We start from the raw sequence: 15,066 nt of genomic DNA, 5'->3' as shown, positions 1-15,066 counted from the left end.
GGACACCGCGACACCTTCGGGTTCCGCCCAGCCTCCGCTCCCGTGGGAAAATGCCGACGATGCAGTTTCAGGAACCAGCCAGAAGAATGCGCCGACTGATGGGTTTCGGCGTGGGTCTGGCCGCGGCCCTGCAGGGCCTGACCCCCGTCGAGGACCTGCTGACCCCCGGTTTGGACGGTCTCGCCGTGTCCGGGCTCGCGCTGATGGCGCTGGCCCATCTGTTGGCCGCGCTCGGGGCCTTCCTCGACCTTCCCCTGGTCTGGCCCGTGGCCCTGGTCAACACCATCGGGTTCTGGCTCGCCGGCGCCGGTATGTGGCTCGGTGAGGGCCCGGTGGTGTGGCACTCCAACCTGTGGGTCTGGACGATCCTGATCTACCTGCTGCAACACCGGCGCGACAGTCACGGCCCCTGGATCCTCATGACGGTCGGCGCGCTCGCCCCGATGATCGTGCTGCTGCCGCGCCTCGACTGGCGACAGCAGCTCCTCGACATCGGTTTCACGATCGTCGCGATCGGCATCATGACGTTGGCCTACCGCACCATGCAGGCCCAGCTGCAGGACCTCGAGGACAGCGTCGCCGACGATGCCCGTCGCCGGAGCGTGGAGCATCGCACCCGGCTGTTGGAGAGCACCCGCAGGGAGAACATCCGTCGAGTCCACGACACCCTCCTGCACCTGTTCCAGCAGGTCGCGAGCGGACGCGGGGAGATCACCCGCGAGGAGGTGCTGCGGCTGGGTGAGGAGTCGCGGGCAGGGCTGGGCACCTCCGACCTGGATCTGGAGGCCTCTCCCCTGTTGAGCGCCCTGGAGCAGGCCGTCACCGATGTCGGCTGCCCCGTCGCGCTGCGCATCGAGGACGAGGCCAGCCTGCCGTCCAAGGTGACCCGCAACATCGCCGAGGCAACCCGGGAGGCGGTGCGCAACGTCGCCAAACACGTTCCCGGCGGCACCGCCCAGGTGACGGCCCGCACCTCCGGCAGTGGCTGCACCGTCGTCATCAGCGACTGGGGCCCCGGTTTCGATCCCAGCGAGGTGCCGCGCAGCCGCATGGGCATCAAGGAGGGCATTCACGGGCGCATGGCGGAGGTCGGTGGGCACGCCACCATCCATTCCGACGTCGTCGGCGGCACCGCCGTCACCCTCACCTGGAACCCGATCCCGCACGCGGCCCGCATCGGCCCGTCGGGCCGGCGGTGGTTGTCACTGATCGCGCTGCCGAGCCTGTTCGGGACGGGCCTGCTGCTGATGTTGCGGAACGTCGGGCCGAGTCCGCTCATGGCATGGACGCTCTTCGTGGCGACGGCGTTCGTGGTGGCGCTGACCAGCCGCGTGCTGCGCAGGCGCGGCCTGCACATCCACGAGGCGATCCTGGCCAACGTCTGGGGCATCGGGCTGCTCATCGCGAACCACGCCTGGTTGTCGACGGCCTCCGGCAACAACCGCTACGACCTGTGGACCGTCGGCCTGACCACCGCCCTGATGGTCCTCACCATCCCGGGACGGCAGTGGAAGGAGGCCACCGGGTTGGTGCTCGCCAACGTCGCCGCCAGCATCGCCGGGGCGCTGGGACTTTTCGGGCGGGTACCGGAGGGCACCGACATCGGCTCCCCCGGGGTCGTCATCACCGCCGGTGTGGTGACGCTGGTGTTGGCGCTCGGCGCCTCGGACATCGGGAAACGCGCCCACCAGGCGCAGGAGGAACGCACCGAGGAGCAGCTCGCCGAGCAGCTCAGGAACGAGCGGGTGGCGGAGCAGGAGGCGTGGATCGCGGCACTGGACCGGATCTGCGGCCCCCTGTTCACCGGGCTCTACACCGGGGCCGTCGATCCCGCCGATCCCGCCGTGCGCGTCGAGGCCAGGCACGTGGAGTCGCGGCTGCGCGACGCCCTGCGGTTGTGGCCGGGGGGCATTCACCTGGCCACGGCCCTGGACCGGTTGCGTCGCGCGGGCTGGGGATGCCTGCTCGACGTGGAACAGGTGGAGGCCTTCGAGGCGACGAGATTCGCCTCCCTGCTGAACCAGCTGGACCCCGCCGTCCCCGGCCAGCACCTGACCATCACCCGCCGTCAGGGCACTCTCGTGGCGACTGTTGCAGAACCGGGTTTAACGGAGACGCGACAGGCAGGCCTCACAGGTGCCAGAATCTTGCTTACCGATCCGGATTTCACCCAGTTCAGTTGTGAGGAGGACAAGCCGTGAGCATCAAGGTGGCAGTCCTCGATGACCACGAATTCATCTGCCGCGCCATTTCGGCGCTCGGTCGCGACTACCCGGAGTTGGCGGTGGTGTACACCAGCACCTACCCCGAGGAGTTCCAGGCGTGGTGCCTCGAGAACCATCCCGACGTGGCCATGGTGGATTTGATGTTGCACGGCCAGTTGGCCGGGCACGAGACCATTCGAGTACTGAGTCAGGCGGGCATTTCGTGCCTCGCCTTCACCGCGGACCATCGTCGCGTCCCGATCAGCATGGCCATGCGGGCCGGCGCCCGGGGCCTCGCCCTCAAGGACGAGTCGCCGGACAAACACTTCGAGACGTTGCGGGAGATCCACGAGACGGGATGGTCGCCGTCCTCGGCGATGGCGGCCGCGCTCATCGAGGACGCGGCGGAACTGCCCGCGTTGTCGGCCCATGAGCTGCGCTGTCTGCGACTCGCCTCGGAGGGGGTTCCCATCAAGGCCATCGGCCGCCAGTTCAATCCCATCATCTCCCTGTCCACCGTCAAGACCTACCTGGCGCGGGCCTACGAGAAGTACGCGGCCGTCGGCAGGCCGGTCGGCAACACGACCGCGGCCGCCACCCAGACCTGGGAGGACGGCTGGTTCGATCTCGACGGGACGGCGGAATCCAACTGAGGGGTGGGGCCATCCCCGGGACCTGATCCCACCCCACCCGCCGGTTTGCTGGCTTTACCGCCGGTTTGCTGACCTTGTTGATGTTTGCTGGCCTCACAGCGCAGGCAAACGTGAACAAGGCCAGCAAACCCGGATCAAGGCCAGCGAACGCGGGACGGGAACCCGCGCAGGGGCGCCTCCCGTCGGCTCGTTTTCAGCGAAGATTGCTCATGCTGGACGGGATCTGGGGGTTCCCGGCCTCGTCCGGTAGCCTTCCCTGTCGGTGAAGGAGGTTTGCGTGGGACGCATTGTTCAGAAGTACGGTGGCTCCTCGGTGGCCGACGCCGAATCCATCAAGCGCGTCGCCCGGCGGATCGCGCGCACGCGCGCCGACGGGCACGAGGTCATCATCGTCATCTCGGCGATGGGCGACACCACCGACGAGCTGATGGACCTGGCCCTGAAGGTGAGCCCGAACCCGAAATCCCGTGAACTGGACATGCTGCTGACCACCGGGGAACGCCAGTCGGCGGCGCTGCTGGCGATGGCCCTGGCCGACCTCGGGGTCGAGGCCGTCAGCTACACCGGCTCCCAGGCGGGCATTCTCACCACCCCCACCCACGGCAACGCGCGCATCATCGACATCACCCCGGGGCGCGTCGTGCGTTCCCTGGAGGAGGGCAGCGTCGTCATCGTCGCCGGTTTCCAGGGCGTGGCGCAGACCACCAAGGACGTCACGACGCTGGGTCGCGGCGCCTCCGACACCACGGCGGTCGCGCTGGCCTCGGCCCTGGGCGCCGACCACTGCGAGATCTACACCGACGTCGACGGCGTCTACACCGCCGACCCGCGGATCGTGCCGAGCGCCCGCCGGATCACCGAGATCGGCTACGAGGAGATGATGGAGCTGGCCGCCTCCGGCGCCAAGATCCTCCACCTGCGCTGTGTCGAGTACGCGCGCCGCGAGAACGTGAAGGTCCACGTCCGTTCGTCCTTCAGTGACAAACCGGGCACCTGGGTGAAACCCCACGACGAGGTCAGGAAGGCAGGCAAAATGGAAGAAGCCATCATCACGGGCGTGGCCCACGACCGCAGCGAGGCCAAGATCACCGTCATCGGCGTCCCCGACCAGGTGGGTGCGGCCGCCTCGATCTTCGAGGTCATCTCGGACGCGGGCATCAACATCGACATGATCGTGCAGAACGTATCCAGGCTCTCGGACGTGAAGACCGACATCTCCTTCACCCTGCCCATGTCCGACGGCCGCAAGGGCATCGAGGCGCTCGAGGCGAACAAGAACAAGATCGGTTTCGAGGAGGTCCTCTACGACGACCAGATCGGCAAGGTCTCGATCGTCGGCGTCGGGATGCGGTCCCATTCGGGTGTGACCACCACCTTCTTCAAGGCCTTGGCGGCCGAGGGCGTCAACCTGCAGATGATCTCCACATCCGAGATCCGCATCTCCGTGGTGGTCAGCACAGACGAAGTGGACCGCGCCGTCCGCGGCGCCCACGCCGCCTTCGGCCTGGACGGCGAGGAGGAGGCCGTCGTCTACGCCGGAACGGGCCGCTGAGAGGACACGGGGCCGGCAGGACCGGCCCCCGGGCGCGCTCCTGGTGGGACACCGCTCCTGGTGGGACACTCGGATCGCCCGATCCAGCGCACCGCGACCGGCGTGACGTCCTAAGCTGGGGCCATGCTCACCCGACTCCAGGTCGACGGGTTCAAGAACCTGCTGGGACTCGATGTCCACTTCGGCCCCTACACCTGCATAGCGGGCCCCAATGCGGTGGGAAAGTCGAACGTCTTCGACGCCATCGAGTTCCTGTCCCTGCTGGCGGATCACACCTTCCTCGAGGCGGCCCAGCGCCTCAGGTTGCGCGGCGGGCAGGTCGTGGACCCGCGGTCCCTGTTCTGGAACAACGCCGAATCCAGTGATCCCGTCATCTCCTTCGGTGTCGAGATGATCGTTCCCGCGGAGGTGACCGACGACTTCGGTCGCGAGGTGTCGGCGACCACCACCTTCCTCCGCTACGACCTGAAGCTGCGCTACCTCCCACCCGACCCGGCCTCCCCCCGGATCGGGAGGATCCAGCTCGAACACGAGAGCCTGACCCACATCAATCTGGGCGACGCCCCCAAACATCTTCCATGGACCCGTGGTAAGAAGCAGTTCCGCGACGCCGTCGTCAGGGGGAGGCGCGCCGGTGTGGCCTACATCTCCACCACACGAGGGGAGGCCGGGGAGGCCGTGGTCAACGTCCACCAGGACGGGGGCAGCCGGGGGAAACCGCGCCCCTCGGCGGCCGCCCGGGCGCCGCGCACGATCGTGTCCACCACTACCGCCGCCGACGACCAGACGATCCTGTCTGCCCGCCGGGAGATGCAGCAGTGGCGGCTGTTGGCGCTCGAACCTTCCGCCATGCGCGCCCCGGACAGCACTCTCGTGGATCCTCACCCCACGACGTCTGGGGCGCACCTGGCGGCGACGCTGTATCGCATGGCCAGGGAACAGGGCGACGACGTCTACGCCGAGGTCGCCTCCGAGGCGGCGGTACTCACCGACATCCGCGGCATCACGGTCGACTACGACGAGCGCCGCGACACCCTCACCCTGATGGCCTCCATGGGCACCGGCCCGTGGCTGCCGGCACGTTCCCTGTCCGACGGGACGCTTCGTTTCCTCACGCTGTGCATCATGCGCGTCGACGACTCCTTCGGAGGGTTGCTGTGCATGGAGGAACCCGAGAACGGCATCCATCCGGCCCGCATCGAGGCCATGGTCGATCTGGTCCGTTCCCTCGCCGTGGACCCGCAGGATCCACCGGGGCCGGGGAATCCAATGCGCCAGGTCATGGTCAACACCCATTCCCCCCATTTCGTCCGCTATTACGACGACAACCTGCTGGCTGCGGTTCCCACCCGGGTTCGCAGGGACGGGAGGATCACGACCACGGTGCAGCTGCGCCCGCTGCCGGAAACATGGCAGGCGATACAAGGGGCACGCACCGTCCTCAAGGCCTCCCTGTCGGACTACCTGACCGAACCACCGAACACGCTGTTGTCGATCGAGGCCGTCTCGTGACAGTCGGGAGCATTTCCTTCGTGCTCCTGTGCGAAGGGTCGTCCGACGAGGGGCTCAGAGCGCACCTGGAGACCCTGTTGATTCATTTCGGCGCCCGGGAGGCCACCGGAATGACCGACGCACGGAAGGGGCCGATCGCCACACGGCTACGACAGCTGCTCAGGGAAGGCGCGAATCTCGACATGGTGTTCATCCACCGGGACTCCGACGGTCCCGATCGTGACGGACGGGAACGCGAGATCCGACGCGGAGTGGAGGACAGCGGTTTCCCACACCCACACGTTCCGGTCATTCCGGTGCAGGAAACCGAGGCCTGGCTTCTCCTGGACGAACAGGCGATCCGGGATGTCGTGGCCTGTCCAAAAGGGAAACAACCCCTGAAGCTGCCGAAACCGAATGCCATCGAGGGCATCAGGAATCCCAAGGAAATCCTGAAGAAAGCGCTTCTCGCGGCGAGCGAGACAGGCGGACGGCGGTTGCAGAAGCAGAAGAACGGCTTCAACCGTCACCGCGGGGTGTTGCTGCAACGCCTCGATCCCTTCGGCGCCGTGCGGGGCCTGCCCTCCTGGCAATGCCTGGAGCGCGACATCCAAAGGGCCCTGGCGCAGCTCGAAAATCAGAACTGAAGGGAACAGCCCGTGCTCAGCCACTTTCCCACCTGGTCCGTCCGGAAACCGGAACGCACCCGGCCCGATGTCGTCTGCAAGGTGGGCGGAGCCCCGATCGGGTGGTCGCGGGACTGGCCGGTGTGTGCCTTGTGCAACCTGCCCATGAGTTTCCTCGGCCAGTTCACCGGTGACCCCCTGGCGCCCCGGCTCCCGGCCGGGCACACGCTGTTCCTGTTCACGTGCGAACGCGACTTGGTCTGCGACTTCTGGGCTCCCGTCAACAGCGCCAACGCCTGCGTTCTTATCCCCCACGACGAGCTGGGCGCGCGCCCGACGCCCAGCTCGGAGGACACCTCCGTGCTGCTGGAACTGTGGGTGAGCGGCTGGGAGAGCAGGGACGACGGCTTCACCGCACCGTCCAGCTGGACGACGACGCGGCATCCATCGCGAACTTCTGCCTGGACGGCATCGGTTTCGTCATGACCCACGCGGGAGACCCGGGGTTCTACTTCATGATCAACCGCTGATCCCGCACGTGCGGGATCGGTGTATCCCGGTTCCACCCGGTTGCGCAGCACTCAACCCCGAAAACCGCCGCTGATGGCGGAAAATCCGAGTTGAGTGCTGCACAACCGTGATGTGGACACCGCAGCTTGGCGTCATTCCGGTTTCCTGGACCAGTGCTCGACCATCAGTCGCTTCGCATCCGGTTCCGACAGATTCGCTATTTCCTCCATCGGCAGGTGCAACTCCTCCCGAAGTCCCCTGACGAGCCAATCCGGTAATCCGGCAGGTTGGGTGGGTTCGGGAGTTGCAGGAATATCGCTGTACAGCCTTCCCATGCGCTCAAGCACCTCGGCGAGTGGTTTCGCCTGCGGATGTCCTGCCTTCCGCGCCTTTTCCACCCTGCGTTTCATCTCCGAGTAGACCTCTCCGTCCTCGCGGGCCCCAGCGGCCCAGACCTCGGAGATGTCCAGCACGGGGTTGTTTCGCACGTCCGTCGTCTCACGCCACACGATGCGCCACGAGCGATCGCCGACGACGAGCTTGCGGAACCCGACCAACGCGCCGACGAGAGGCTCACCCGCATCGCTCACCCGTTCGAGCAGAAGCATTTTTGCGAACAAGTCGCGCACGATCCGGGGATCTTTCCTGTGCAGCCTGCGGAGGTCGTCAATGGCGTCGTCGGTGAGGCGCACGCGCTTCGCGTTCTTCGTCACGGCAGGGTGTGCAGGCCGGACCTGATCTCGGACTCGAGTTCATCCCGGTTGATTCCGAAAGCCTCCATCGCGTCGTCGAGCTCCGTCCGATTGCCCGAATCGGTGATCATCCGGGTCATGACGAGGACGACATCGCGGAGAGTTTCCCGGTCACGGCGGAGCAGGTCCATCTCTTCCCGGGAAACGATCTCGGCAACAGGTTTTCCGTGACGGGACAGGGTCACCACCCGCCCGGATTCCGCGGAACTGACGAGCCCGGAGATTCCGACGCGGTTCGCATCAGTTATGGAGAACACGCTCACGACGACAATTCTACCTGGAAATCTACCTGGAACAACGAGGCCCAGGGGATCGTGGTCGCCACTCGGCCGCGCAGACTGACAACCACAGTGACACACCACATCGACAATTGTCACTGTAGATGTACATGTGTCACTGTGACGCGAGCTGCACAGCAGGGCATGCGCGGAACCAGAAGGCTTATTCACAGGCGGGGCACCGGTCAGCACAATCCTCTGGTGGTCACGTCCTGGGGATTGCGGCGGGCCCTTAGTGGTTTCGACACGGACTGCTCCTTCGTCGCGGTCCGGCTCAACCAGCTTCAGAAAGGCTGTGATAAGCCTCCAGGTACCGGTTCACGACAAGGTCACCCGGTTGCGCAGCACTCAACCCCGAAAACCGCCGCTGATGGCGGAAAATCCGAGTTGAGTGCTGCGCAACCGGGATTCCCCGCCGTTCAGGCCTCGGCCACCGGCCTGAGGAACTGGAACAGCGGCGTCTCCTCGCCGTCCGGGTGCAGGATCCGCACCTCCACCCCGTAGACCTCACGGATCAGGTCCTCGGTCAGCACGTCCGCGGGACGCCCCAGGCACACCGCCCGGCCCTTGCACAGGACCAGCACCTCGTCGCAGAACGTGGTGGCGAGGTTCAGGTCGTGCAGGGCGACGACCACTCCCAGGCCCGTCTCCCGCAGGGTCGCGAGGATGTCCAGCTGGTGGGAGATGTCGAGGTGGTTGGTGGGTTCGTCCAGCAGCATGACCTGCCCGTCCTGGGCGAACGCCCGGGCCAGGTGGGCGCGTTGCTGCTCACCCCCGGAGAGGGTGTGCCAGTCACGGTTCAGGAGGTGGTCGATGCCGGTGCGGCGGGCGGCGGCCTCCACGACCTCGCGGTCGCGGGGACTGGGACCGGCCCAGCGACGGCGGTGCGGGATCCGTCCCAGGTCGATGACGTCGCGCACGGTGACGTCCTGGTCGGTGGTCGCCTTCTGCTGCACCACCGACAGCACCCGCGCGATGTCGCGCGGCGCCCAGTCGGCGTAGGGGCGGTCGTCGAGTCTGACGACGCCCGTGCGTGGCTGAATGGTGCGGGCCAGCATCCCCAGCAGCGTCGATTTTCCCGACCCGTTGGGTCCCAGCAACCCCAGAATGCGACCGGGCATCGCGGGCACGTCGATGCCGTCGACGATGATGGCCGGACCGGCGGCCCACGACAGGTTCTCTGCTTCTATCTTCATCGTTTCCTGGTCCTGGCGAGAATGGTGGCGAAGATGGGCACGCCGAACAGGGCGGTGATCACCCCGACGGGGACCTCCAGCGGAGCGAACAGCGTCCGGGCGATGGTGTCCGCCCACAGCAGGAAGATCGCGCCCAGCAGCGCCGAGACCGGCAGCAACCCCCGGTGCCTGGAGCCGACGAGCATCCGGGAGATGTGCGGCAGCACGAGCCCGACGAAACCGATCGATCCCGACGAGGAGACCACGACCGCCGTCATGAGGGCCGCGCATCCCAGCAGCACCACCCGGGTGCGCTGCACGGACACCCCGAGCGAGACGGCCTCCTTCTCACCGAACATGAACGCGTCCAGGGAACCGGCCATGCCGATGGTGAGCACGAGGAAACACCCCAGCACCGCGGCTGTGAGCGCTACCTCCTCCCAGGAGACGTTGGCGAAGGAACCCATCAGCCAGTACAGGATGCCCCGGGTGACGTTGGCGTCCGCGCCGATCATGATGATGAACGACGTCAACGCGGAGAACCCCTGGGTCACCGCGATGCCCGCCAGCACGATCTTGTCGGTGGTGCCACCGGCCAGCCGGGACAGCAGCAGGGTCAGCGCGAAGGCCCCCAGCGACCCCACGAACGCGCCCGCCGAGAAACTGATGACCCCACCCCCGAGACCAGCGATCAGCACCAGGACTGCGCCGGTGGAGGCGCCCGAGGAGACACCCAGCAGGTAGGGTTCGGCCAGCGGGTTGCGCAGCAGCGACTGCATGATGACGCCGCACAGGCTCAACCCGGCACCCGCGACCGCGGCCAGCAGCACACGGGGTAGCCGCAGCTGCCACACCGTCGCGGTGCGCAACGGACTCAGTTCGGGGTCGGGTCCCAGCCCCAGTTTGTTCGCGACCACCCCCCAGACCTCGCCGATGCTCAGGTCGGAGGGTCCGAAGGTGATCGCGTAGAGGATGGACCCAACCAGCAGGACCAGTCCGATCAGCAGGACCGGTGTCACCGGAAGCCGCCGGCGCCGGCCCCGGGTCGTCGCGGATGGCGTCACTTGAGGCCGAACTGCTCGATCCCGGCGACCAGCTTCTCGGCCAGGTCGACGGTGCGGATCGACGGGTTCATGTCGCCGCCCGCGACCTTGATAAACCGCTCGTTCTTGACGGCGTCCATCTGGGAGGTGACCGGGTTCGACTTCAGGTATTCGATCTTCGCGTCCGCGGTCTCCGCAGTCTGGGACTTGCGGGTGAGATCACCCATCACGATGATGTCGGGGTTCTTGGCGGCGACGTCCTCCCAGCTGACCTGCGGCCACTCGTCGCGCTGGTCGGAGTAGATGTTGGTGATGCCGAGCTGGTCGCTGACGAACTGGGACGCACCGGAACCGCCCGCCAGGTAGGGGGCCTCGGAGTTCGCGAACCAGAACATCACCTTGACGGGCTTGCCGGGTTTCTGCGCTACCGCCTTCTCCAGGCGCTGCCTGAGCTGGGCGACGAGCTCCTTGCCCTTCTCGGGCACGCCGTGGATGCGGGAGAGTTCATCGACCTCCTGATACACCTTCTCAATGGTGAAGTTCTCCGCCGGGGCGTCGTCGCCGCTCTTCTTGCCGCACTGGTTCGGCGCCAGGTAGGCGGGCACCCCGAGGGATTCGTACTTCTCGTAGCTGCCCGCGACCTTGTCGGTCAGCGTGCTCGGGAAGGATGCCGTGACGAGGTCCGGTTCCTTGGCGATGACCGCCTCCGAGGTGGGGCCGCCGTCGGAGATCCGCTCCACCTTCGCGTTCTCGCTCTCCAGCGACGACAGCACCGGATCGGTCCAGGTGGCGGTGCCCACCATCTTGTCGGCGATCCCGAGGGAGAGCTGGATCTCGGTGGAGGACTGGTTCAGCGACACCGTCCGTGCGGGCGCCTTCTTGAACGTCAGCTGGTGTCCGCAGTTGTCGATGGTGAGGGGGAAACCGGCGGCGGAGGCCCCGGAGGACTGGTTGGCGGAGGCGTCGGCAGGCTGGTCCTTGGCCGCGCCCGCGCAGCTGCCCAGCAGCAGAGCCGACAGCAGCGCGAGCGAACAAACGGACTTATTCACGTGCATCTGGGTGATTCCCTTGAGTTGTGAGATGTTTTGGGGGTGACGGCAGCCACTGGAAATGGCACACAGGATCTTGTCTCGGGGGCCGTTGCGCGAGGCCCTGAACGGCAGGGCACGGTGGTTCGCGTGCCCATCGCCGATCGGTCTTCGGACTCGGGTTCTGCCACCGGACCGCCTTCCCGGGCAGGTCGCCCAGTGGCTTGATGATCCGGTGTCACCCTCACCGCTGCGCGTCAGTTCCGGAGTCGCACCGGATTCCCTGCCCGTGGGCGCTCGGCGACGCCGACAAGGCTAGCCCTCCCACCGGGTGCTGTCCACACATCGGGACGCGGTGGCGAAGATGCCGCTGCAAGGCCCCACGTGCTCGATCACCTTTTCAATCGTCTCGGCGATCGGCCCCGCTCGGTATGCCCCGCCACCGCACCTCCCCCGCTCTCCATCAAACCCTTCCGGGCGCGACGGAACCCCGCCCGGCTGGACCGCCGAAGTCGGTGTTAGGCTGCCCGAGGAAGCGGACAAGGGAATCCGGTGAGAATCCGGAGCTGACGCGCAGCGGTAACGGCGTTGTCGCCAAGTACGCCACTGGACGGGATCGTCTGGGAAGGTTCTGGGGACGGGAAAGCTGAAGCCCGAATACCTGCCGTCTCCGGTTGGTATCCCCCGGCCTCGCGAAAAGGCCCTAGCCAAGGACAGGATCGTCGTGCCCACATCCCGTGTTTCCCGAAAACCCCACCTCACCCTCGCAGCGCTGAGCGCAGCAGCCCTGCTGGTCGCCGCCTGCTCGTCCGGTTCCCCGTCGCCCCAGGCCTCCACCTCGGGTTCCGGCCCCGTCACCCTGACCAACTGCGGCACCGAGGTGACCTACCCCAAACAGGCCTCCCGCATCGTCGCCACCAGCAACTCGGCGAACATCGGAACCCTGATCCGCATCGGCGCGGTCCAGAACCTGGCGGCGGTGTCGCTGCAGAAGGGAAACGACGAGGTGCTCTCCGCCCTCTACAGCCCCGGCATCGAGAACGTTCCCCGCCTGCAGAACCCCATCTCCATGGAGTCCATCGTCTCCACCGAACCGGACCTGCTGATCGGCTCCTACAGCGGGCTGTTCTCCGGTTCCTCGGGTGTGACCCCCGAGGCGGCGGCCGAGCAGAACATCCCCACCTACGTCATCAGCGACTCGTGCAGGCAGGATCCCGCCGCCGGTTCCTCCTCGAAACTCGGCACCATGGACCCGTGGGACGCGGTGCGCACCGACATCCAGAACTACGGCGCCCTGACCGGCAGGACCGCCGAGGCCACGGAGGCCCTCACGGAGTTCAACACGCAGCTCGCGGAGCTGCAACAGGCCCCGGCCCCGACGAAGAAGCCCCGCATCCTGCTGTTCGACAGCGGCACCAATGAGCTCTACACCTCCGGGCGCAACGGGCCGCCGCAGGGCATCATCGACGCGGCGGGCGGCGTCAACGTGTTCGAAAACCAGGACACCACCTGGTTCAAGGCCAGCTGGGAGTCCGTGGCGGAAACCCAGCCGGACGTGATCGTCGTCCTCGACTACCGCAAGGGCGACGCGGACGAGATCAAGAACAAACTGGAGACCATCCGCACCCAGCCGGCGCTCGCGAACCTCGACGTGGTCAAGCAGAACCGCATCATCGTCCTGCCCCTCGTGCTGTTCACCAGCGGATACCCGAACCTGGAGGCGGCGGTGCAGATCCGCAAGGGTCTCGAGCAGATGGGCATGGCCCCCGAGAGCCCGGTCAAGGGCAAACTCCCGGAAAGCCTCGGCTACGGCGTTCTCAAGAGCTGAACGGCCCGGGACCCCTCCGGTGAACGTGAAAACCCGTTCCAGGACCGGCAGGGATCAGGTGACCTCTTGGCGAGCGCCGGTGGCTCCCCTGATCGTCTGCCTGCTGATCGCCCTGGTGGCCAGTCTCGTGCTGGCCACCGGTTTCGGCCCCAGTTCCGTGTCCCCCGGCACCGTCGTCGACGTGCTGATGGCGCACCTGACCGGCAGCCCCGATGCACCCCAGACGGCCAACACCATCGTCTGGAACATCCGCGCTCCCCGCGTGCTGCTGGGAAGTTTCGTCGGCGCCGGGCTGGCACTGGCCGGTTCCGTCATCCAGACCCTCGTGCGCAACCCCCTCGCCGATCCCTACCTGCTCGGCATCTCCTCGGGCGCGAGCGTCGGCGCCACCGCCGTGATCACCATCGGCTTGTTCAGCTCGCTGGGCACCCTGGCACTCACCGCCGGCGCCCTGGCGGGGGCGCTCGGGGCGGCCGTCGTCGTGTTCGGCATCGCCATGGCCCAGGGCGGCCTCACACCGCTGAGGCTGGTGCTCACCGGCACGGTGCTGGGCTCAGCGTTCTCGGCCATTGCGAGCTTCCTGGTCATCCGCAGCCAGGAACCGCAGGCCGCCCAGTCCGTGCTGTTCTGGCTGCTCGGCAGCCTGACACGCGCGAAATGGGATCAGCTGCTGTTCCCGCTGGTCGTCGTGGTGCTGGCATTCATCGTCATGATGGCAGGCAGCGGCTGGCTGGACGCCCTCGCGAACGGTCCCGACGTGGCCGCCAGCCTCGGTGTGCCGGTGAAGCAGGCCCGCAACGCGGTCTTCGTGCTGCAGGCCCTCCTGGTCGGCGCCCTGGTGGCGGTCGTCGGCGGGGTCGGTTTCGTCGGGCTGATCGTCCCCCACCTGGCCCGGCTCATGGTGGGGGCGCGCCACCGCTGCGTGCTGCCGGTGGCTGCCCTCATGGGGGCTCTGTTCATGGTGTGGGTGGATGTCGCGGCCCGCGTCATGGCCCCACCCATGGAGGTTCCGCTGAGCGTCGTGACGGGCCTGATCGGCGCCCCGGTCTTCCTGCTGCTGCTCGGCAGGCGCCACTACCACTTCGGAGGTGCCGGCTGATGAACACGATGCTCGCCACGCAGGACCTGGGCTGCGCGCTGGGGAAGTATCCGATCCTGAACGGGGTCGACCTGGAGGTTCCCGAGGGGGAGATGATGGCCCTGGTCGGCCCCAACGGAACCGGCAAGTCGACGTTGCTGCGGACCCTCGCGGGGCTGCTGCCGATCCCGTCGGGCAGGGTGCTGGTCGCCGGTCGTGACCTCGTGAAACTGAGCCCGCTGGAACGCGCCAGGACCTTGGCGATGGTCGGTCAGCAGGAGGAAACCCCCGCTGACCTGCGGGTCGCGGAGGTCGTCGCGCTGGGGCTGCTGCCCCACCGGCCGCCGTGGTCGGGTGGCGGCCGCAAGGAACGCAACGCCGTCGCCGAGGCCCTGGAACAGGTGTCGATGACCGCCTACGCGAACCGGGGTTTCCACCAGCTCTCGGGAGGCGAGCAGCGCCGGGTGCTGCTGGCGCGTGGCCTGGCGCAGCGCACGGAGCTGCTGCTGCTGGACGAACCCACCAATCACCTCGACATCCGGCACCAGCACGCGCTGCTGCGGATGGTGCGGGGGCTGGGACGCACCGTGATCGCCGCCATCCACGACCTCGACCTGGCCGCCACCTATTTCGACCACATCGTGGTTCTGAACGACGGCGGGGTCGCGGCGGACGGGAAACCCTCGGAGGTGCTCACCCCGGAACTGGTCGGCGACGTGTTCGGAATGGCCGCCTCGATGGTGACCGACCCGGCCACCGGGGAACCCCGGCTGCTGCTCAGCTACCCGTGAACGAGGAGCCCCACCCGGTTGCGCAGCACTCAATCTCAAAAATCGCCCCAGAAGGGG

The 15,066-nt window shown here is 67.2% G+C and carries 14 protein-coding genes and 2 riboswitches; of the genes, 9 read left to right on the top strand and 5 right to left on the bottom strand.

Annotation, left to right across the window (positions count from 1 at the left end; translation table 11 throughout):
• Positions 1 to 86 precede the first annotated feature (86 nt).
• The 6 genes from E0E39_RS00660 to E0E39_RS00635 all read left to right on the top strand — a co-directional run bounded on the left by E0E39_RS00660 (position 87) and on the right by E0E39_RS00635 (position 7,012).
• The gene (locus E0E39_RS00660; RefSeq protein WP_130873025.1) at positions 87 to 2,201 is read left to right on the top strand and encodes an ATP-binding protein; all 2,115 of its coding nucleotides are present in this window, start codon (positions 87 to 89) and stop codon (positions 2,199 to 2,201) included.
• On the top strand, positions 2,198 to 2,857 hold the full coding sequence (locus E0E39_RS00655; protein ID WP_130873024.1) for a response regulator transcription factor: 660 nt from the start codon (positions 2,198 to 2,200) through the stop codon (positions 2,855 to 2,857). Before E0E39_RS00660 ends, E0E39_RS00655 begins: the two co-directional genes overlap by 4 nt.
• 277 nt (positions 2,858 to 3,134) lie before the next feature.
• Positions 3,135 to 4,409: an aspartate kinase gene (locus tag E0E39_RS00650; RefSeq protein ID WP_130873023.1), complete on the top strand. Its 1,275-nt coding sequence runs from the start codon at positions 3,135 to 3,137 to the stop codon at positions 4,407 to 4,409.
• A 123-nt stretch (positions 4,410 to 4,532) separates the two neighbouring features.
• The gene (locus E0E39_RS00645; RefSeq protein WP_130873022.1) at positions 4,533 to 5,921 is read left to right on the top strand and encodes an AAA family ATPase; all 1,389 of its coding nucleotides are present in this window, start codon (positions 4,533 to 4,535) and stop codon (positions 5,919 to 5,921) included.
• Positions 5,922 to 5,941: 20 nt separating this feature from the next.
• A complete protein-coding gene (locus E0E39_RS00640) occupies positions 5,942 to 6,547 on the top strand; it encodes a DUF4276 family protein (RefSeq protein WP_165444580.1) in 606 nt (201 codons plus the stop codon).
• 12 nt (positions 6,548 to 6,559) lie between these two features.
• Positions 6,560 to 7,012, top strand: a complete 453-nt coding sequence (locus E0E39_RS00635; RefSeq protein ID WP_130873020.1) for a hypothetical protein — start codon at positions 6,560 to 6,562, stop codon at positions 7,010 to 7,012.
• A 176-nt stretch (positions 7,013 to 7,188) separates the two neighbouring features.
• Here E0E39_RS00635 and E0E39_RS00630 read toward each other — a convergent pair whose 3' ends face one another.
• The 5 genes from E0E39_RS00630 to E0E39_RS00610 form a co-directional block, all read right to left on the bottom strand.
• The gene (locus E0E39_RS00630; protein WP_207302370.1) at positions 7,189 to 7,749 is read right to left on the bottom strand and encodes a type II toxin-antitoxin system RelE family toxin; all 561 of its coding nucleotides are present in this window, start codon (positions 7,747 to 7,749) and stop codon (positions 7,189 to 7,191) included.
• Positions 7,746 to 8,051, bottom strand: a complete 306-nt coding sequence (locus E0E39_RS00625) for a type II toxin-antitoxin system Phd/YefM family antitoxin (protein ID WP_207302369.1) — start codon at positions 8,049 to 8,051, stop codon at positions 7,746 to 7,748. Before E0E39_RS00625 ends, E0E39_RS00630 begins: the two co-directional genes overlap by 4 nt.
• Positions 8,052 to 8,485: 434 nt before the next feature.
• Positions 8,486 to 9,262 carry an ABC transporter ATP-binding protein gene (locus E0E39_RS16510; RefSeq protein ID WP_130873019.1) on the bottom strand — a complete coding sequence of 259 codons (777 nt, stop codon included), beginning with the start codon at positions 9,260 to 9,262 and terminating at the stop codon, positions 8,486 to 8,488.
• Positions 9,259 to 10,260 (bottom strand): FecCD family ABC transporter permease, encoded by a 1,002-nt coding sequence (locus E0E39_RS00615; protein WP_130873018.1) that lies wholly within the window; start codon positions 10,258 to 10,260, stop codon positions 9,259 to 9,261. Before E0E39_RS00615 ends, E0E39_RS16510 begins: the two co-directional genes overlap by 4 nt.
• Positions 10,261 to 10,301: 41 nt before the next feature.
• Positions 10,302 to 11,339 carry an ABC transporter substrate-binding protein gene (locus tag E0E39_RS00610; protein WP_130873017.1) on the bottom strand — a complete coding sequence of 346 codons (1,038 nt, stop codon included), beginning with the start codon at positions 11,337 to 11,339 and terminating at the stop codon, positions 10,302 to 10,304.
• 139 nt (positions 11,340 to 11,478) lie between these two features.
• A riboswitch (cobalamin riboswitch) is annotated at positions 11,479 to 11,596 on the bottom strand.
• A 212-nt stretch (positions 11,597 to 11,808) separates the two neighbouring features.
• Positions 11,809 to 11,995, top strand: a riboswitch (cobalamin riboswitch).
• A gap of 41 nt (positions 11,996 to 12,036) precedes the next feature.
• Here E0E39_RS00610 and E0E39_RS00605 point away from each other — a divergent pair.
• The 3 genes from E0E39_RS00605 to E0E39_RS00595 all read left to right on the top strand — a co-directional run bounded on the left by E0E39_RS00605 (position 12,037) and on the right by E0E39_RS00595 (position 15,009).
• Positions 12,037 to 13,140 carry an ABC transporter substrate-binding protein gene (locus E0E39_RS00605; protein ID WP_061787620.1) on the top strand — a complete coding sequence of 368 codons (1,104 nt, stop codon included), beginning with the start codon at positions 12,037 to 12,039 and terminating at the stop codon, positions 13,138 to 13,140.
• 79 nt (positions 13,141 to 13,219) lie between these two features.
• Positions 13,220 to 14,239 carry a FecCD family ABC transporter permease gene (locus tag E0E39_RS00600; RefSeq protein ID WP_051015158.1) on the top strand — a complete coding sequence of 340 codons (1,020 nt, stop codon included), beginning with the start codon at positions 13,220 to 13,222 and terminating at the stop codon, positions 14,237 to 14,239.
• Complete coding sequence (locus tag E0E39_RS00595; RefSeq protein WP_130873016.1) at positions 14,239 to 15,009, top strand: ABC transporter ATP-binding protein; 771 nt, start codon at positions 14,239 to 14,241, stop codon at positions 15,007 to 15,009. Before E0E39_RS00600 ends, E0E39_RS00595 begins: the two co-directional genes overlap by 1 nt.
• The last annotated feature ends 57 nt before the right edge of the window (positions 15,010 to 15,066 follow it).

The sequence above is a fragment of the [Pseudopropionibacterium] massiliense genome (assembly GCF_900607225.1).
Lineage (GTDB): Bacteria > Actinomycetota > Actinomycetes > Propionibacteriales > Propionibacteriaceae > Arachnia > Arachnia massiliensis.
Note: the sequence above shows the minus strand (reverse complement) of the source record. Positions and strands in the feature narration are given on the sequence as shown.

Coding starts and splice junctions, on each gene's coding strand:
- E0E39_RS00645 (WP_130873022.1), top strand. CDS start 4,533: ATGCTCACCCGACTCCAGGTCGACGGGTTCAAGAACCTGCTGGGACTC.
- E0E39_RS00610 (WP_130873017.1), bottom strand. CDS start 11,339: ATGCACGTGAATAAGTCCGTTTGTTCGCTCGCGCTGCTGTCGGCTCTG.
- E0E39_RS00660 (WP_130873025.1), top strand. CDS start 87: ATGCGCCGACTGATGGGTTTCGGCGTGGGTCTGGCCGCGGCCCTGCAG.
- E0E39_RS16510 (WP_130873019.1), bottom strand. CDS start 9,262: ATGAAGATAGAAGCAGAGAACCTGTCGTGGGCCGCCGGTCCGGCCATC.
- E0E39_RS00595 (WP_130873016.1), top strand. CDS start 14,239: ATGAACACGATGCTCGCCACGCAGGACCTGGGCTGCGCGCTGGGGAAG.